Source organism: Streptomyces sp. 840.1, assembly GCF_003751445.1.
In the GTDB taxonomy this organism is placed as follows: Bacteria; Actinomycetota; Actinomycetes; order Streptomycetales; family Streptomycetaceae; genus Streptomyces.
Window position 1 is genome coordinate 5,687,082 of sequence record NZ_RJUU01000001.1, and the last position, 17,198, is coordinate 5,704,279.

The following is a 17,198-nucleotide window of genomic DNA, read 5'->3' on the forward strand; positions in this document are numbered from 1 at the left end:
GGGCGTGTTCCTGGAACCCGGCTTCCCCGTCCCGCACGCGCGGTGGTGTTCAGTCCACCCGGCGCCCGCGGGACGGGGGCGCCGCGTTTCCGGCGGCCAGTGGTGACCGGGCCAGTTCGACGCAGCCCGCGGTGATCAGGCCCAGGGCCAGCAGTTCGGGAAGCAGCCACCAGCCGGTGCGCAGTTGCTCGCCGAACAGGGTCACCCCGTACAGGACGCTGATCAGGGCGTCGCCCAGCGTCAGGCACGGCTGGACCGCGACCAGCGTGCCCGCCTGGAGCGCGTTCTGGAGGAGGAACAGCGCGCCGACGCCCGCTGCGGCCGTCGCGTAGAGCTGCCAGGACTCGAAGAGCACCACCACCCCGTCGCCGTCACTGAGCCGCGCCATGGCGTCCTTCATGAGGGCGGCGGTGAGCGCGTACCCGCAGGCGGCGGCCAGACCGAGCAGCGCGGCCCGCGAGTTGCCCCGGGTGGCCCGCGCCCCGGCGATCAGCGCCGCCTCGAAGAGACCGGTGAGCACCAGCGCCGGAACCCACGCCGCCCCGTGCACCGTCTCGCTCCCGCCGCCCGGAGCGGCCGACGCCATACCGAGCGCCAGACCGGCCGTCACGGCTGCCGCCCCGAGCCAGACGGGCCGGGGCACCCGCACCCGCATGACGAATCCGGCCAGGAGCAGGGTCGCCGGCAGCTCGATCACGAAGATCGGCTGGACCACCGCGATCGGCCCGGTGGCCAGTGCGACTGCCTGACAGACGGCCGCGACGATCACCAGCGCGATGCCCGCCAGCCACACCTTCTGGCGCAGCAGATGACCGATCAGCGACATCCGCATCGCCTCCCGGTCCGGGACGTCGAGGGCTGCGCGGCGCTGGAGGACGGAGGCGGACCCGTTGCTGAGCGCGGTCAGGACGGCGAAGAGGACACTGATCACCGGTCCATGATGCGGGCGGACGGCGCCGGCAGCCGGGTCCCGCGCCCGGCGGGTGGGCGGACGCGGGAAACGCCGGACGGGGTGCCGCGCGAAGAACCGCGCCATCAGGACGGAATCCGTCCTGATGGCCGCGTACCGTGCCGCCATGGCCGAGAAGAAGAAGACCTCCTCCCCGGCGCCCGCGGTGCTCTCGCCGCGGGCACTGGGGCGCGCGACGCTGGAACGCCAACTGCTGCTCCGCCGGGCCTCGATGCCGGCCGCCGAAGCGATCCGGCACCTCGTCGGCCTCCAGGCGCAGAACACCAGGCCGCCCTACTTCCAGCTGCTCGCCCGGCTGGAGGGCTTCGAGCCGGGCGAACTCGCCGCGCTGATGGAGTCGCGCGAGGCCGTCCGCATCGTCACCCTGCGCTCCACCATCCACACCCACACCGCCGACGACGCCCTCACCCTGCGCCCCCTCGTCCAGGAGGCCCGCGACCGGGAGCTGCGCACGTTCCGGAAGGGGCTCGTGGGCGTGGACCTGGACCGGCTCCGCGACATCAGCCGGGAGTACGTCCAGGAGGCGCCCCGCACCCCGAAGGAGATCCGCGAGAGGCTGCTCACCGAGTGGCCCGACGCCGATCCGCAGGCCCTGAGCACGGCGGCCCGCTGCGTGCTGCCCCTGGTCCAGGTGACCCCGCGCGGGGTGTGGGGCAGGAGCGGCCGGGTGGCGCTGACCACCGTCGAGCACTGGCTCGACAGACCATCCGACCCGGTGCCCGCGCCCGACGCCACCGTGCTGCGCTACCTCGGCGCCTTCGGCCCCGCGTCCGTGCGGGACATGCAGGCATGGGCCGGACTGACCCGGCTGGGGGAGGTGTTCGACCGGCTCCGGCCGCGACTGGTCACCTTCCGGGACGAGAACGGCGTCGAGCTGTTCGACCTGCCCGACGCCCCGCGCCCCGCCGAGGACACCCCCGCCCCGCCCCGCTTCCTGCCCGAGTTCGACAACGTACTGCTGAGCCACGCGGACCGTACCCGGGTCATCCCGCCCCGGTTCAAGGGGCGCAACGGGGTGGGGAACCAGAACTACGGGAGCGTGCTGTTCGACGGCTTCCTCGCCGCCCTGTGGCGGCTGGACGCCGGCCGGGGCGGCGCACCGGCGACCGTCACCGTGCAGGAGCTGCGCCCGCTGGGAGCGGCCGGGCAGGGCGCCGTCACGGCGGAGGCCGTCGCGCTGCTCTCCGTGATGACGGCGGCGGCCGGCGACGGCAGCGGACACGACGTCAGGTTCGCCCCGTTCATCGACTTCGGTGAGTGAGCGGATGAGCGGGCGCGTACCGGGGCAGGCGTGCACGCGTCACGAGCGGGCCGGGACCGGCGGGGCCGCGTCGCGTTACGGCAGCAGCCCCGCCCGCCGGGCGGCGACGACCGCCTCCAACCGGGTGTGCGCGCCGAGCTTGCGCATCGCGGAGCGCAGATAGCCCTTCACCGTCTCCGGGCGCAGCCCGAGCCGGCCCGCCGCCACCGCGTTCGTCGCGCCCGCCGCGACGCAGGCCAGGACATCGACCTCACGGGGAGCCAGCTGCACCTCCCCGGACCTCCGCACCCGCGCACCGGCCGCCGAGGCGAGCCGCCCGCACACCGCGAGCAGCTCGTCGCGCAGCGCCGGGTCGAGGACCTTCGGCACCAGGGCGCGCAGTTCCCGGTGCGCCGACCTGACGTCCTCCCAGGCCTCCGGCGCGGCCCGCGGGTCGGTCACCTCCTCGCGGGTCACGGCGAGCAGCTGCTGCACCTCGTCCCGGACGGCCAGCGCCTGCTCCACGTCGCGGGCTGCGGCCACCGCCGCGTCGAACGTGCGGTCCCCGAGCGTGAGGGGCTCGCGCAGCGCTCCGTACAGCACCCCGCGCACCTTGCGGCGTACGACGACGGGTACCGCGACGACCGAGCGGAGCCCCTCCGCCGCCACGGCCACGTCGTACTCGTGGCTGATGTGGCGCGAGGAGTGGTAATCGGTCACCGCGCACGGCCGGGACAGCGCGATCGCCTTGCCGCCCAGACCGCTGCCGGCCGAGATCACCAGCCCGCGCAGCGCCGCGGTGTGCGCCCCGTTCAGCTCGGCGATCCTGGCATGTCGGGTGTCGGAGAGCAGCCCGCCGAATGCCACGGGCAGCCCGCTCGTCCGGCGCAGCCGCAGCAGCGCGGCCTGCATCTCCACCGCATCGACGGATTCCGGCACGATGACGCCTCTCTGCCCGGTCCCAGGGGTTCACTGGCTCCGGAGCACCCCCGTTCGGGGGTGGTGAGACCCGGGTCACTGTTTACATCATGTCAGGATCCCGGAGAGACGGGTCCGGTCCGCAACGAGGAGGGCACATGCCGGCAACCAGTGCGACGGAGACGTTCCGGGCCGCCCGGGACTTCCTGCTGAAGCACCGCGAGGACTACCGAGCCGCCTACGAGGGCTTCCGCTGGCCCCGCAGCGACCACTTCAACTGGGCCCTGGACTGGTTCGACGTCATCGCCCGGGACAACGACCGCACCGCCCTGCACATCGTGGAGGAGGACGGCGGGCGCACCGAGATGTCCTTCGCCAGGATGTCCGCCCGCTCCAACCGGGCCGCGAACTGGCTGCGCGCCCAGGGCGTCCGGGAGGGCGACCGCATCCTCGTCATGCTCGGCAACCAGGTGGAGCTGTGGGAGACCGCGCTCGCCGCGATGAAGCTGCGCGCCGTCGTCATCCCCGCGACCCCGCTGCTGGGCCCGGCCGACCTGCGCGACCGGGTCGAGCGCGGCCGGGTGCGCCACGTGCTGGTCCGGGACGCGGACACCGCCAAGTTCGACGAGGTGCCCGGCCGCTACACCCGGATCGTCGTCGGCGCGGAGACCGAGGGCTGGCTCTCCTACACCGGGGCCGACGAAGCGCCGGACACCTTCACGGCGGACCGGGAGACCGACGCCGACGAACCGCTGATGCTCTACTTCACCTCGGGCACCACCGCCAGCCCCAAGCTGGTCGAGCACACCCATGTGTCGTACCCCGTGGGCCACTTGTCGACGATGTACTGGATCGGTCTCAAGCCCGGCGACGTCCACCTCAATATCTCCTCGCCCGGCTGGGCCAAGCACGCCTGGTCCAATCTCTTCGCCCCGTGGACCGCCGAGGCGACCGTCTTCATCTTCAACTACACGCGCTTCGACGCCGCCCGGCTGATGGCCGAGATGGACCGCTCGCGCATCACCAGCTTCTGCGCGCCGCCCACCGTCTGGCGGATGCTCATCCAGGCCGACCTGACCCAGCTGAAGACCCCGCCGCGCGAGGTCGTCGCGGCCGGCGAACCGCTCAACCCGGAGGTCATCGAGTCGGTCCGGCGCGCGTGGGGCGTCACCATCCGCGACGGGTTCGGTCAGACGGAGACGGCCGTCCAGGTCGCCAACACCCCCGGCCAGACCCTGAAGGCCGGCTCGATGGGGCGCCCGAGCCCCGGCTTCGAGGTGGTGCTCCTGGACCCGGTCAGCGGGGAGCCCGGCGCCGTCGAGGGCGAGATCTCCCTCGACCTGTCGGCCCACCCGGTCGGCCTGATGACCGGCTACCACGGCGACCCCGACCGCACCGCCGAGGCCATGGCGGGCGGCTACTACCGCACGGGGGACATCGGCTCGCGCGACGAGGACGGCTACATCACCTACGTCGGCCGCGCGGACGACGTCTTCAAGGCCTCCGACTACAAGATCTCGCCGTTCGAGCTGGAGAGCGCCCTGCTGGAGCACGAGGCCGTCGCCGAGGCCGCCGTCGTACCGGCCCCCGACCCGGTCCGGCTCGCCGTGCCGAAGGCGTACGTCGTGCTCGCCGAGGGCTGGGAGCCCGGACCCGACACGGCCAAGGTGCTCTTCGCTCACTCCCGCGCGGTCCTCGCCCCGTACAAGCGGGTCCGCCGGCTGGAGTTCGCCGAGCTGCCCAAGACCGTCTCGGGCAAGATCCGCCGGATCGAGCTGCGCGAGGCCACGGCCCGGGGCACCGGCACCGAGTACGCCGAGGAGGACCTGACATGACCGAGCTCTCCTACGCCCACGGCACCGGCTCCACCCCGCTGCTGGGCGACACCATCGGGCGCAGCCTCGACCGGGCGATCGAGGCGTACGGCGAGCGCGAGGCGCTGGTCGACGTGGTCTCCGGGCGGCGCTGGACGTACACGGAGTTCGGCTCGGCCGTCGGGGAGCTGGCCCGTGCGCTGATGGCGTCCGGGGTGGCCAAGGGCGACCGGGTCGGCATCTGGGCGCTCAACTGCCCCGAGTGGGTGCTCGTCCAGTACGCCACCGCCCGCATCGGCGCCGTCATGGTCAACATCAACCCCGCGTACCGGGCGCACGAGCTGGAGTACGTACTGAAGCAGGCCGGGATCTCGCTCCTGGCCGCCACCCTCTCGCACCGCACCAGCGACTACCGGGCGCTGGTGGACGAGGTTCGCGCGAACTGCCCCGCGCTGCGCGCCGTGCACTACATCGGCGACCCCAGCTGGGACGAGCTGACGGCGGCCGCCGGATCGGTGACGGAGGATCAACTCCACGCGCGCGAGGCCGGGCTGTCCTGCGACGACCCGATCAACATCCAGTACACCTCCGGCACCACGGGCTTCCCCAAGGGGGCGACCCTCTCCCATCACAACATCCTCAACAACGGCTATTTCGTGGGGGAGCTGGTCGCCTACACGGAACAGGACCGGGTCTGTCTGCCGGTGCCCTTCTACCACTGCTTCGGCATGGTCATGGGCAACCTCGGCGCCACCTCGCACGGCGCCTGCATCGTGATCCCGGCCCCCGCCTTCGACCCTGTAGCCGTGCTCGCCGCCGTCGAGCAGGAGCGCTGCACCTCGCTGTACGGGGTCCCCACCATGTTCATCGCGGAGCTCAACCTCCCCGGCTTCGCCTCGTACGACCTCTCGTCCCTGCGCACCGGCATCATGGCCGGATCACCCTGCCCGGTCGAGGTGATGAAGCGGGTCGTGGCGGAGATGCACATGGACGAGGTGTCCATCTGTTACGGGATGACGGAGACCTCACCGGTCTCCACGCAGACCCGCCGCGACGACGACCTGGAACGCCGCACCGGCACCGTCGGCCGAGTGATGCCGCACATCGAGGTCAAGGTCATCGACCCGGCGACGGGCGTGACGCTGGAGCGCGGCGCCTCGGGCGAACTCTGCACCCGCGGCTACAGCGTGATGCTCGGCTACTGGGAGCAGCCCGACCGGACCGCAGAGGTGATCGACGCCGGGCGCTGGATGCACACCGGCGACCTCGCGGTGATGCGCGAGGACGGCTACGTACAGATCGTCGGCCGGATCAAGGACATGATCATCCGGGGTGGTGAGAACGTCTATCCGCGTGAGATCGAGGAGTTCCTCTACAGCCACCCCAAGATCGCGGACGTGCAGGTCGTGGGGGTGCCGGACGAGCGGTACGGCGAGGAGATCCTGGCCTGCGTCATCCCCGTGGACCCGGCGGACCCGCCGGTCCTGGAGGAGGTGGCGGCGTTCTGCCGCGGACAGCTGGCGCACTACAAGGTGCCGCGCCTGCTGGAGATCCTCGAAGCCTTCCCGATGACGGTCAGCGGGAAGGTCCGCAAGATCGAACTGCGGGAGAGCTACGGCCGGTAGAGCCTACGGCCGGCCGGACCCGGGGTGCCGTCAGGCGGCTTCGATGATGTCGCCCGTCGCGGTGTCCCGGGTGGCGGCCGCCCATTCGATGAGGAGTACCTCGTACGCGGCGGACTCCACGGAGGACCAGTCCTGCCCGGCGCGCGCGTCCACGAGGGCGCGGATCGCCTCGTTCGCCTCGACGGCGGCGGGATGGGCCGGCTGGGCGACGCGGGCGGGCTGCGGGGCGTGCGCCGGCGCATTGGGTGGAGAATGCCGTGGAGTTAAGGCCATGCGCCCCACTGTAAGGCCCGCCACCGACAACCGACCGAACATCTGTGGCCCCTGGCCCGAACGTGACCGATAGCACTCGCTGTGGCCGGTTGGTTTCTGTGAGGTGCGGCACGTCGCGCCGAATACGCCCCCCCCGCCGCCGGTCCGGCCCGTGTTCTTCGTGAGCACGCGCACGCCCGCGCTCAGGCGCCGGTGCTGACCAGTTCGTCCGCAGGGCTGTTCACCGGCTGCGGGGTTCCGGTGAGGTCCATGACGAAGAGCGGGATGGCGAGCCCGTCCGCGCGCTCCCGGGCGTCGGGTGCGTATCCGGCGAGCGAGAACAGCACCCCGGACACCGAGGTGCTCAGCGCGTTGAGCCACAGGCATTCGACGTCGCGCAGCGCGGTCGCCCTGGTGGTGGAGTCGACCTGGGCGATCAGCCCCGCCGCCCGCAGGTCGATCCGGGACGAGGGGCGCTCGGCGGGCTGGACGACATCGCGGTAGCCGAGCCACTTCAGATACAGCGCTGCGGCGCCGACCGCGTCCCGCGCGGTACGGATCGTCAGTGGCCGGAACGCCGGTCTGGGGGCCGCGGCCGTACGGGGCAGCGGGATGTGCGACGGCCGCACCGGCCCCTCCGCCCGTTGGGGGCCCGTGCCCGCCGCGCGGCCCGCAGACGCCACCGGGCGGACCGGGACCCGCAGCACCGCCCCGCAGGGGCAGCACAGCTCGGGCTGCGGCCACTGGTCGTGCCGCCCGCAGGCGCGGCAGCGCACCGTCACCCAGTCGTCGTTCCAGGTGCGGTGGGTGATCGTCGTGACGGGGGCGCCGCGCAGCAGCGGCGGGGCGGTCGGGGAGCCGCACGGGCACGGGTAGGCGGCTGTGACGTACGTGTGGTCGCGGCGGCAGGCCGGGCACCGTACCGGCACTGACTCCACCCTGGGCTCCTTCCGCCGCGCGGGCCGCGGGCGAGCCGGGTTCCGGGCCGACTCCGCTCCGTACCCCCATGCTCCACCAAGAGCGAGGTCCGGGGGAGGGAGTTGAGCCACTTCGAGGTACTGCCTCCGCTTGTCCGCACGGGCCCGTACCCATCCGCGCTCGGCCCCTCCCTTGACGGCTGTCCGGGCACACTTTAGATTTGCTTCCGTATAGCAGAATCAACTTTCCGTAATGCGGAATTGGTGCTCTCAGGTGGCGCGACAGAGCCCGACTCCACCCAGGTCCGAGCAGGAGCACTCAATGCCTCGAATGACCGCTGCCCGAGCGGCAGTTGAGATCCTCAAGCGCGAAGGCGTCAGCAACGCGTTCGGTGTGCCGGGCGCGGCGATCAACCCCTTCTACGCGGCCCTCAAGGCCTCCGGCGGGGTTCATCACACGCTCGCCCGCCACGTCGAGGGCGCCTCGCACATGGCCGAGGGGTACACCCGGGCCAAGGCGGGCAACATCGGCGTCTGCATCGGTACGTCGGGTCCGGCCGGCACCGACATGATCACCGGCCTGTACTCGGCCATCGCGGACTCGATCCCGATCCTGTGCATCACCGGCCAGGCCCCGACCGCGGCCCTCCACAAGGAGGACTTCCAGGCCGTCGACATCGCGTCGATCGCCAAGCCGGTCACCAAGGCGGCCACCACCGTCCTGGAGGCCGCGCAGGTCCCCGGCGTCTTCCAGCAGGCCTTCCACCTGATGCGCACCGGCCGTCCCGGCCCGGTCCTCATCGACCTGCCGATCGACGTGCAGCTGACCGAGATCGAGTTCGACCCCGATCTGTACGAGCCGCTGCCGGTGCACAAGCCGGCCGCCAGCCGTAAGCAGATCGAGCGGGCCGTCGAGATGCTGAACGCCTCCGAGCGCCCCCTGCTCGTCGCGGGCGGCGGCATCATTAACGCCGACGCCTCCGAGCTCCTGGTGGAGTTCGCCGAGCTGACCGGCGTCCCGGTCGTCCCGACCCTGATGGGCTGGGGCATCCTCGCCGACGACCACGAGCTGAACGCCGGCATGGTGGGTCTGCAGACCTCCCACCGCTACGCCAACGCGACCTTCCTGGAGTCCGACTTCGTCATCGGCATCGGCAACCGCTGGGCCAACCGCCACACCGGCAAGCTGGACGTCTACACGCAGGGCCGGAAGTTCGTCCACGTCGACATCGAGCCGACCCAGCTGGGCAAGATCTTCGCCCCCGACCTCGGCATCGCCTCCGACGCCAAGGCGGCGCTGGAGCTGTTCGTCGAGGTGGCGCGCGAGCTGAAGGCGGCCGGCAAGCTGAAGGACCGCTCGCAGTGGGCCGCGTCCACGCAGGAGCGCAAGGCGACCCTCCAGCGGCGTACGCACTTCGACAACGTGCCGCTGAAGCCGCAGCGCGTGTACGAGGAGATGAACCGGGCGTTCGGCCCCGAGACCCGTTACGTCACCACCATCGGCCTCTCCCAGATCGCCGGCGCGCAGATGCTGCACGTCTACCGCCCGCGCCACTGGATCAACGCCGGCCAGGCCGGTCCGCTCGGCTGGACCATCCCGGCCGCGCTGGGCGTCGCCACGGCCGACCCCGAGGGCTCCGTCGTCGCGCTCTCCGGCGACTACGACTTCCAGTTCATGCTGGAGGAGCTCGCGGTCGGCGCCCAGCACCGCATCCCGTACGTGCACGTCCTGGTCAACAACTCCTACCTGGGGCTGATCCGCCAGGCGCAGCGCAACTTCGACATCGACTTCCAGGTCAACCTGGAGTTCGAGAACATCAACTCGCCGGAGCTGGGCGCCTACGGCGTCGACCACGTCAAGGTCGTCGAAGGCCTGGGCTGCAAGGCGATCCGGGTCACCGAGCCGGACCAGCTGCTGCCGGCCTTCGAGGAGGCCAAGAAGCTGGCGGCGGAGTTCCGGGTGCCGGTGGTCGTCGAGGCGATTCTGGAGCGCGTCACGAACATCTCGATGAGCGGTTCGGACATCGCCTCGGTGAACGAGTTCGAGGACATCGCGTCGGAGCCGGGCCACGCGCCCACGGCGATCCGCCCGCTCACGAAGGCCTGACGCCTCAGAGCCTGCGGTCCCGTTGCCGAAGAGCACCTGCGGAGGTCCGCAGGTGCTCTTCGGCGTCTGCCCCGGCACGAGGCGAACCTGCGACCCTCGCTCCGCAGGTTCGATCCGGGGGCTGCGAGCCGGTCACCTGTGCTGATGGTCCGCCGGCGGCCACGGTTTCCGTGAGTGCCGCGCAGTTGGACACTCACGCCGCCCCGACTCGCCCGCCCACGCAAGACGCCCGGCCGGGAATCCCCAGCCGGGCGTCTGTCCGAACTGCTCGCCACCACACGTCAGTGATCACGTGTTGCGACGGCGGCTGGAATTCGCCCACCGGGGTGGGGCCTTCCCGTCGCCGCCGCACTGTCGCTGGACCGGTACAGCCGAAGAATCCGCACTGCTCCGGGATTCTGATGGCTGGGGCTCGCGTCGCAACGAACGAAGAGTGCTGATCAGTCGCCGGACTTCACGGGCTCCAGTTTGATGCTGAAGTGCCGGAGGATCGGGGACTGGCCCGTAACCCGGTAGCCGCGCACTGATTCAGGGTTCTTCGCGATGTCCGCCAGGGTGGCGGCGACGTGGTCGTAGTGGCTGCGGGTGTAGACCCGTCGGGGGAGAGCCAGCCGGACAAGTTCGTAGGGCGCCGTCTTGACCGGGTTGCCGTGCTCGTCCTCTTCGCCGAGGTACAGCGACCCCAGCTCCGCCGAGCGGATGCCTCCGCGCAGATAGAGCTCGCAGACGAGTGCGGTGCCGGGGTACTGGTGCGGGGGGATGTGGGGCAGGAGGCGCCCGGCGTTGAGGTAGAGGGCGTGCAGACCGGCGGGTTCCACGATGTCGACGCCGGCCTCGCGGATGCGTGCGGCGAGATAGCCGGCTATGTCGGCACGCTCGGCGAGGTAGGCCGGCTCGGTCACTTCGAGGAGGCCGCGGGCCATCATGTCGAGGTCACGTCCGGACAGACCGCCGTAGGTGGTGAACCCTTCGGTGGCGATGAGCAGACCCCCGCACCGCTCGGCGAGTTCGGCGTCCTTGAGGCCGATGAAGCCGCCGATGTGGACGATCCCGTCCTTCTTCGCACTCATGACGCAGCCGTCGGCGAGGCGGAAGGCTTCCTCGGCGACCTGGCGCGGGGTGCGGTCGGCGTAGCCGGGCTCGCGCTGGGTCACCAGCCAGGCGTTCTCCGCGAACCGGGCCGCGTCGAGGATCATCGGGACGTTGTGACGGCGGCACAGTTCGGCGGTGCGGTGCAGGTTCTCCATGCTGACCGGCTGGCCCCCGCCACCGTTGTTGGTGATGGTCATCAGCACGGCCGCGACGGGCGTCCGGTCCGCGTTCTCCAGGGCCTGTTCGAGGGCGACCAGGTCGATGTTGCCCTTGAACGGAAAGTCGCTGTCGAGGTCCTTCGCCTCGGCGCAGGGCAGGTCGTGCGCCGTGCAGCCAGTCAGTTCGACGTTGGCGCGGGTGGTGTCGAAGTGCGTGTTGGACAGCACGCTCGTGCCGGGCCGGAGCAGCGAGGAGAAGAGGATGCGCTCGGCCGCGCGGCCCTGGTGGGCCGGCAGGATGTGGGGGTAGCCGGTGAGTTCGGAGACGACCTCGTGCCACCGGTAGAAGGAGCGGCTGCCGGCGTAGGACTCGTCGCCCTGCATTCCTGCCGCGAGCTGGTCTGCGGAAATGGCCCCGGTCCCGGAGTCGCTCAACAGGTCGATGGTGACTTCGTCGGCCCGAAGATCGAAGGGGTTGTAGGCGACCCGCTCCAGCGCGGCCTTGCGCTCCTCCCGGGTGGTGAAAGCAAGAGGTTCTACGACCTTGATGCGGTAGGGCTCCATGTGACTTCCTTCTGTGCGGTGTGCGGGCTGACGTGGCCGACGGCCTGGTGCCCGAGGTCCAGGAGGCTCTGGGTGCGTTGCGCAGACATCCAGGTTTCCTGCGGGTACTGCTCCTGCGGCGGCCGGACGCGGTAGGCCTCGGAACTCAGGTAGGTGGTGAGCCGGGGCGGCCGGTTGCGCTCGTACACCAGGGCCAGGTAGGCGATCAGCCCCACGCCGTCGGCGAGGTTTCGCTCTGTGAGCGCTCCCAGACTGCGGTTCAGGACGCTGGGGTCCATGCCGGCCCGGTTCAGCAGGGCTGCGGCGCGGGCGAGGGTCTCTTCGTCGTCGCGCACGTAGTCACGAATGGGAATGTGGAGTGTGAAGCCGCTCGGGTTGTTGTCGCCTTCGGTGAAGGAGTGGCAGGTGAGCGCCGGCCGCCGCACCAGTCGCAGGGGGTCCCTCCCGCCGCGCTCGGACGGCGTGAGGGAGCCCGCGCTCGCGTGGAAGAAGTAGCGGGTGTCGGCCGCTGTGGCTCCGGAGGTACGGCTGAGCGCGCAGGCGTCATCGGCCGACATGCGCGGGTGCCTCACGTAGACCTTGACGCGGGGGGACGCCCAGGCGCCCAGGTCCAGAGCGAGGAACGGATAGCCGGCCGCCGGGGGCAGTTGCTCGAAGGCCTGGCCGTAGCCGAGCCGCCGCAGTGCCTCGCGCACGGTGCGGGCCGCGTTTTCCGGGCCGGAGGCGGAGGGGTTCAGGTAGACCTTGACCCCTGGGACCCCTCCGGCGCGCAGATCGAGCGCGTACCACAGGGCCAGCGGGCCCTGGGCCGCAGCGGGGAAGAACAGGTCGGCGATGGCGTCGAGCCGGTCGGTGGCGAAGCCCCAGCGGGCGCCCATCGCGCGGATGACCGCAAGCCCGGCGCGGCCGCTTTCGGCCATGTCGCTGTGGGCCCACCCGGGCTCCACGAGCATGCGCAGGGCCGGGGCGGCGTCCGGAGCGCTGGCGAGGGAGAACTCGACGGGGGTGTGGTCGTCGGAGAGGAAGGTGGGCGAGGCCGGCGGCAGGGACAGCGGCCGGTGTGCGGAGCCCGCGAGGGAGTCGGTCAGGACCCGCCCGTACAGCTCGGTGTCCGCCTCGCTCAGGCCCACCGTGGCGCCCAGGCGCCGGAGTTGACCGAGTACGTGGTCGCCGAGCGTCGTCTCACCGGGGCTGGTTGCCGGTATGCCGGGCCCCGGGCGGGCGGTCATCGTGCACCTCGCACGTCGTGGTGCGTATCGCGTGCGGACGGTGCGGGAGTACGGGGGCGTGCTCTGCCGACAAGCAAGGAGGCGAGGGCCGGTCCGCTGCCGGGAGCAGCGGGTATTCGGTCCTGCGGCTGGTCGGGTTCGACGCCCCCGCACGGGTTCCTTCTGGTGGGGGTGGTGCGCTGTGGGCCCGGTCGGGCGCTGGCGGACGGGGGCGCGGAGATGTTTGCGAGGTCCACTGCCTCTCCTTCATCTTGTGTCACTCCAGAAACTCCGCGCCGTTCTACCCAGGAAGTTGATCTTTCATGCAGGCTACATCAACTGCCTGTGTCACATGCATCACAGGGGGTGTGGGCTACTGGCCCGTCAGCCACTTCATGAAGCCGCTCCAGCGCCCCGCTTTACCGGTGGGCTGCGGCGCCGCGTGCGCGGGTGCGGCCGCGCCGGGGGGTGCCTGGTAGCGGGGCGCGGCCGTCGGCTCCGGTGGGGCCGCGGCGCGCGGGGTGGCCGCGCTGAACCGGACGGGCAGCGAGGCCAGGGCCCGGTTGAAGGGGCCGGGCCGCCAGGCGAGGCTGTCCGCGGGAATGGCGAGTTCAACGTCGGGCAGGGCGTTGAACAGCGTCTCCAGGCCGGTCAGGGCGATCAGCCTGGCCGGCTCCTTCGACGGGCAGGCGTGCGGGCCCGCGCTCCAGGCGAGGTGACCGCGGGTGTCGGCACCGCGGTCCGCGAGCGCCGTGTTGGCGGCGCCGAAGGACACCAGCACCAGGTCACCGGCGCGCACCTTGTCGCCGGCCACGTCCGTGTCGACCACCGGGTAATGGGGCGCATAGTTCGACATCGGCGCATTGCGCCACAGAGTGTCGTCCACAGCCTTGTCGAACTGACCCAGGCGCGCGAACTCCTCGTTGGTCAGCATCGTGTAGAAGGCGTTGCCGATCAGGTTGCCCTCCGGCTCGCCGCCCGCACCGAGGAGCAACACCAGCGTGTGCGCCAGTTCCTCGTCGCTCAGCTGCGCCGGATGCTGCATCAGGTAGGACGTGACGTCCTCCCCGGGCTGGGAGCGCTTGAGCGCCACCAGCTCGCCGACCGCTCCGAGCAGGACCTGGCTGGCCGCCTCGGCGTTGACTCCGTCGAACATGCCGGAGATGCCGAACAGCACCCGGTCACCGATCTCTGCCGGGCAGCCGAACAGCTCGTTGAACACGTACAGCGGGAGCTGCTGGGCGTAGTCGCGGAGCAGGTCGGCGCTGCCGCGGGCGCTGAACTGGTTGATCAGGAACTGGGCTGCCTGGCTGACGATCCGGTTCAGCCGCTTGTTGCTGACGCGGGCGAAGGAGTCGGTGATGGCCTGCCGCAGCCGCACATGCTCGGCGCCGTCGGTGAACATCGCGTTCGGCCGGTAGGCCAGCAGCGGCAGGACCGGGCTGTCGGGGCGGACGCAGCCCTCAGCCAGTGCACGCCAGCGGCGTGAGTCCTTGCGGAAGGTCGTCGAATCCTGCAGCAGTTCCAGAGCCGCGTTGTAATCGGTCACCAGCGTCGCCTCCACGCCGGGGGCGATGGTGACCGCAGCGGTGGGGCCGAGCTCGCGCATGTAGCGGTAGTACGCGTGCGGATTGGCAGCGAACTCCGCACTGTCCAGGGGTATGCGCTGCCCGCTGCCGTGTGCGGGGCAGCCGGGCGGAGGTACTGAGGGGGTTGTCATGCGTGCTCCAGGTCGGCGCGCTCGTGCAGATAGCGGACCAAGGTGATCAGGGCGTCAACGGACGACTTCTCGTCGCGTGCGTCGATGGTGACGACGGGGGTGTCGGGCAGCAGGTCGAGTGCCTCCCGGACTTCCTCCGGGGTGTGGACCGTACTGCCGTCGAAGTGATTGATGGCCACGGCGAAATCGAGGCCGTAGCTCTCGACCAGATCCATGACGTCGAAGGAGTCGGCCAGGCGCTCGGGGTCCACCAGGACCAGGGCGCCCAGCGCGCCGCGGGCCGTGTCGTCCCACAGACTCACGAAGCGCTGCTGTCCGGGGGAGCCGAACAGATACAGAACGATGCGCTCGCTCAGCGTCAGCCGGCCGAAGTCCAGGGCGACGGTGGTGGTCGTCTTCCCCTGAACCCCTTTGAGGTCGTCGACGCGCTCCGAGAGCGCCGTCATCCGCTCCTCGGTGGACAACGGCGTGATCTCGGAGAGTGAGCCGATCAGGGTGGTCTTGCCGACGGCGAAATGCCCGACGACCAGGATTTTCACTGCAGTCTGCTGTGCGCCGCTGGGCACGTAGGCAGCCTCAGACAGAGAGAGCCTTGAGGCCATCGAGCACCTCCTTGAGCAGGGCCTTGTTGGTGGGACGGGCCGAGGGCACCGGCGCCCGGGTCACGAGATAGCCCCCCTCGGCGAGGGAACTGAGCAGCGCCTTCACCACCCCGAGCGGCAGCTGGGAGTGCGCGGCGACCTCAGCGACCGAGAGGTAGCCACTGGAGCACATCTCCAGGATCTGCTCCTCCTCGGGCGAGAGCCGCTGGGGGCGCTGCTGCTCGTCGGTGGCCGTCGTAACGAGAGTGATGAGGGCGAACTCGCCCTCATCGGGCAGGTCACGGCCACGGGTGATGACGTAGGGCCGGACCAGTTCTCCGGCCTCGGACTCGAACTCGGGCTCGGACACGAACTCGGGACGGCCGGGTTCTGTCATGAGGTGACCGTGTCGCCGCGAAGGCCGGTGGACATCGCCTTGCCCAGCCGGCTGACCAGTTGCTGCATCCGGTACGTGATGTCCTGCATGTCGACCTCGGCCGACGCCGCCACGGCAAGGTAGCTGCCGCCGCCCGCAGCATTCAGGAACACCCAGCCCCCGTCGAACTCGATGAGGGTCTGGCGCCAGTTCGCTCCGTGCTCACCGCAGAAGAAGCTGACGGCCCGGCTGAGCGACTGCAGGCCGGAGACTGCGGCGGCCACCTTGTCGGCATCGCCCCTGTCGATCTCCGCAGTACGGGACATCTGGAGGCCGTCGGCAGAGATCAGGACCGCGTGGAGAGCATGCGGTATCTGCAGCGCGTCCTCGAGCATCCAGGACAGGTCATCGCTCACGGGGCATCGAATCCTTCGTGTGAATCGGCAGTGGTGTCACCTTCGGCGGCCGGTACCCCCGCACCTCGGCCGCTGAGAGTGCCACGCTGAAACGCGCCCATGGCTGCCACCCGTGCCTCTGCTGACCGGGCCGGCGGCGCTGAGTCAGACCTGCGGCCTCCGTCCGGCACGAGTGCCATGCCGCGCTTGTTCCGTCGCCGGGGCAGCCCGCCCTCTGTCGACGCGGGAGCCGAACCGCGGCTCGCGGCAGCGGCATTGACTTCTTGCGTGGAAGCGGGCGTCTTGGGCTCGGGCATCTCGGTCAACAACTCCTTCGGCACCATCACCACCGCGCGGACGCCGCCGTAGGGAGAGGTGCTGTCGATGGCGACCGTGAACCCGAACCGCGCACACAGGGCACCGATCACCGCGAAGCCGAACGCGGGAGGGTTGCCGAGCTCCGAAACGCTCACCGCCGTCCCGCTGGACAGCAGAGCGGTGGCGTTCGTCCGCTCTTCCTCGCTCATGCCGACACCGGCGTCGTCGATCACGATGCAGATGCCCCGGGGCACCGTCCGCACCTCGACCTCGACCATGGTGGACGGCTCGGAGTAGCTGGTCGCGTTGTCGAGCAGCTCGGCCACCGTCAGTGCGATCGGTTCGACGGCACGGCTGGTCACCGCGAAATCGACCCGCGAGGCTATTTCGATGCGCTGGTAGTGCCGGATACGGCCCTGCGCTCCGCGGATCACGTCATAGACCGATGCGGCCTCGCGCTGCCGGCCGAGCCACCCGCCGCACAGCACAGCAATGGACTGCGCGCGCCGGTTGAATTGCGAGTTCATGTGGTCGATGCCCAGCATGTCCCGCAACACGGCAGAGTCGCCGTACTTCTTCTGCAGCCCGGAGATGGCCCGCTGCTGCTCCGCGGCGAGGCCCTGAAGGGTCCGCATAGCCGACTTCAGTACGGTGTTTGTGGCCTCCTCCGCCTCTTCCTTGGCCTGGCGGACCACCTCGTCGTAGCCGCCGCGCAGCTCGGTGACGGTGGAACCGAGGCCGTCGGCCCTGCCCTGAGATGCGGTCAGCTCACCTTGAAGGCCCTGCTTCTGGCGATGTAGCGCCTTGATCGTTTTTCGCTGGCGAGTGATTACCGTGGCGGCGAGAGCGACGCCGACGGCAAGCGCCCAGACTGTCGGATCCTGCCAAAAATTCGTCATGTGACTCTCTATTGAGCGGCTGGATTCCAGCTGTCGAAATCTGT

The 17,198-nt window shown here is 70.7% G+C and carries 15 protein-coding genes; 4 read left to right on the forward strand and 11 right to left on the reverse strand.

Translation table 11 applies throughout. From position 1 onward, the window contains the following. Window positions 1–49 precede the first annotated feature (49 nt). On the reverse strand, window positions 50–931 hold the full coding sequence (locus EDD93_RS25980; RefSeq protein ID WP_123527994.1) for a DMT family transporter: 882 nt from the start codon (window positions 929–931) through the stop codon (window positions 50–52). Window positions 932–1,076: 145 nt separating this feature from the next. Between EDD93_RS25980 and EDD93_RS25985 the strand changes: the two genes are divergently transcribed. Beyond that, complete coding sequence (locus tag EDD93_RS25985; protein ID WP_123527995.1) at window positions 1,077–2,231, forward strand: winged helix DNA-binding domain-containing protein; 1,155 nt, start codon at window positions 1,077–1,079, stop codon at window positions 2,229–2,231. 75 nt (window positions 2,232–2,306) lie between these two features. Here EDD93_RS25985 and EDD93_RS25990 read toward each other — a convergent pair whose 3' ends face one another. Next, complete coding sequence (locus EDD93_RS25990) at window positions 2,307–3,149, reverse strand: LuxR C-terminal-related transcriptional regulator (RefSeq protein WP_123527450.1); 843 nt, start codon at window positions 3,147–3,149, stop codon at window positions 2,307–2,309. 137 nt (window positions 3,150–3,286) lie between these two features. Here EDD93_RS25990 and EDD93_RS25995 point away from each other — a divergent pair, with 137 nt between their 5' ends. Further along, window positions 3,287–4,963, forward strand: a complete 1,677-nt coding sequence (locus EDD93_RS25995) for an AMP-binding protein (protein ID WP_123527451.1) — start codon at window positions 3,287–3,289, stop codon at window positions 4,961–4,963. Next, the gene (locus tag EDD93_RS26000) at window positions 4,960–6,567 is read left to right on the forward strand and encodes an AMP-binding protein (protein ID WP_123527452.1); all 1,608 of its coding nucleotides are present in this window, start codon (window positions 4,960–4,962) and stop codon (window positions 6,565–6,567) included. Before EDD93_RS25995 ends, EDD93_RS26000 begins: the two co-directional genes overlap by 4 nt. Before the next feature lie 30 nt (window positions 6,568–6,597). Here EDD93_RS26000 and EDD93_RS26005 read toward each other — a convergent pair whose 3' ends face one another. Together EDD93_RS26005 and EDD93_RS26010 are read right to left on the reverse strand one after the other, a co-directional pair. Then, window positions 6,598–6,840 carry a hypothetical protein gene (locus EDD93_RS26005; protein ID WP_123527996.1) on the reverse strand — a complete coding sequence of 81 codons (243 nt, stop codon included), beginning with the start codon at window positions 6,838–6,840 and terminating at the stop codon, window positions 6,598–6,600. A 182-nt stretch (window positions 6,841–7,022) separates the two neighbouring features. Further along, on the reverse strand, window positions 7,023–7,757 hold the full coding sequence (locus tag EDD93_RS26010; RefSeq protein WP_123527453.1) for a hypothetical protein: 735 nt from the start codon (window positions 7,755–7,757) through the stop codon (window positions 7,023–7,025). A 301-nt stretch (window positions 7,758–8,058) separates the two neighbouring features. On the opposite strand from EDD93_RS26010, the gene gcl reads away from it, so the two are divergent. Then, window positions 8,059–9,843, forward strand: coding sequence for a glyoxylate carboligase (gene gcl, locus EDD93_RS26015; RefSeq protein ID WP_123527454.1), 1,785 nt, complete (start codon window positions 8,059–8,061; stop codon window positions 9,841–9,843). Between the two features lie 440 nt (window positions 9,844–10,283). Here gcl and EDD93_RS26020 read toward each other — a convergent pair whose 3' ends face one another. The 7 genes from EDD93_RS26020 to EDD93_RS26050 form a co-directional block, all read right to left on the reverse strand. After that, window positions 10,284–11,657 carry a tryptophanase gene (locus EDD93_RS26020; protein ID WP_123527455.1) on the reverse strand — a complete coding sequence of 458 codons (1,374 nt, stop codon included), beginning with the start codon at window positions 11,655–11,657 and terminating at the stop codon, window positions 10,284–10,286. Beyond that, window positions 11,630–12,886, reverse strand: a complete 1,257-nt coding sequence (locus EDD93_RS26025) for a tryptophan dimethylallyltransferase family protein (RefSeq protein ID WP_123527456.1) — start codon at window positions 12,884–12,886, stop codon at window positions 11,630–11,632. The genes EDD93_RS26020 and EDD93_RS26025 overlap by 28 nt, the downstream gene beginning before the upstream one ends. A 352-nt stretch (window positions 12,887–13,238) precedes the next feature. Continuing rightward, a complete protein-coding gene (locus EDD93_RS26030) occupies window positions 13,239–14,585 on the reverse strand; it encodes a cytochrome P450 (RefSeq protein WP_123527457.1) in 1,347 nt (448 codons plus the stop codon). Next, a complete protein-coding gene (locus EDD93_RS26035; protein WP_123527458.1) occupies window positions 14,582–15,187 on the reverse strand; it encodes an ATP/GTP-binding protein in 606 nt (201 codons plus the stop codon). The genes EDD93_RS26030 and EDD93_RS26035 overlap by 4 nt, the downstream gene beginning before the upstream one ends. Continuing rightward, on the reverse strand, window positions 15,162–15,563 hold the full coding sequence (locus EDD93_RS26040) for a DUF742 domain-containing protein (RefSeq protein ID WP_123527459.1): 402 nt from the start codon (window positions 15,561–15,563) through the stop codon (window positions 15,162–15,164). The genes EDD93_RS26035 and EDD93_RS26040 overlap by 26 nt, the downstream gene beginning before the upstream one ends. Further along, window positions 15,560–15,958, reverse strand: a complete 399-nt coding sequence (locus EDD93_RS26045; protein WP_018552722.1) for a roadblock/LC7 domain-containing protein — start codon at window positions 15,956–15,958, stop codon at window positions 15,560–15,562. The genes EDD93_RS26040 and EDD93_RS26045 overlap by 4 nt, the downstream gene beginning before the upstream one ends. Further along, window positions 15,955–17,154, reverse strand: a complete 1,200-nt coding sequence (locus EDD93_RS26050) for an ATP-binding protein (RefSeq protein WP_260255870.1) — start codon at window positions 17,152–17,154, stop codon at window positions 15,955–15,957. Before EDD93_RS26050 ends, EDD93_RS26045 begins: the two co-directional genes overlap by 4 nt. Window positions 17,155–17,198: the final 44 nt, after the last annotated feature.

Excerpts from the sequence above, each read along its gene's own strand:
- EDD93_RS25995 (WP_123527451.1), top strand. The coding sequence starts at position 3,287 with ATGCCGGCAACCAGTGCGACGGAGACGTTCCGGGCCGCCCGGGACTTC.
- EDD93_RS26005 (WP_123527996.1), bottom strand. The coding sequence starts at position 6,840 with ATGGCCTTAACTCCACGGCATTCTCCACCCAATGCGCCGGCGCACGCC.
- gcl (WP_123527454.1), top strand. The coding sequence starts at position 8,059 with ATGCCTCGAATGACCGCTGCCCGAGCGGCAGTTGAGATCCTCAAGCGC.
- EDD93_RS26000 (WP_123527452.1), top strand. The coding sequence starts at position 4,960 with ATGACCGAGCTCTCCTACGCCCACGGCACCGGCTCCACCCCGCTGCTG.
- EDD93_RS26040 (WP_123527459.1), bottom strand. The coding sequence starts at position 15,563 with ATGACAGAACCCGGCCGTCCCGAGTTCGTGTCCGAGCCCGAGTTCGAG.
- EDD93_RS26020 (WP_123527455.1), bottom strand. The coding sequence starts at position 11,657 with ATGGAGCCCTACCGCATCAAGGTCGTAGAACCTCTTGCTTTCACCACC.
- EDD93_RS26050 (WP_260255870.1), bottom strand. The coding sequence starts at position 17,154 with ATGACGAATTTTTGGCAGGATCCGACAGTCTGGGCGCTTGCCGTCGGC.
- EDD93_RS26030 (WP_123527457.1), bottom strand. The coding sequence starts at position 14,585 with ATGACAACCCCCTCAGTACCTCCGCCCGGCTGCCCCGCACACGGCAGC.
- EDD93_RS26025 (WP_123527456.1), bottom strand. The coding sequence starts at position 12,886 with ATGACCGCCCGCCCGGGGCCCGGCATACCGGCAACCAGCCCCGGTGAG.
- EDD93_RS25985 (WP_123527995.1), top strand. The coding sequence starts at position 1,077 with ATGGCCGAGAAGAAGAAGACCTCCTCCCCGGCGCCCGCGGTGCTCTCG.
- EDD93_RS26035 (WP_123527458.1), bottom strand. The coding sequence starts at position 15,187 with ATGGCCTCAAGGCTCTCTCTGTCTGAGGCTGCCTACGTGCCCAGCGGC.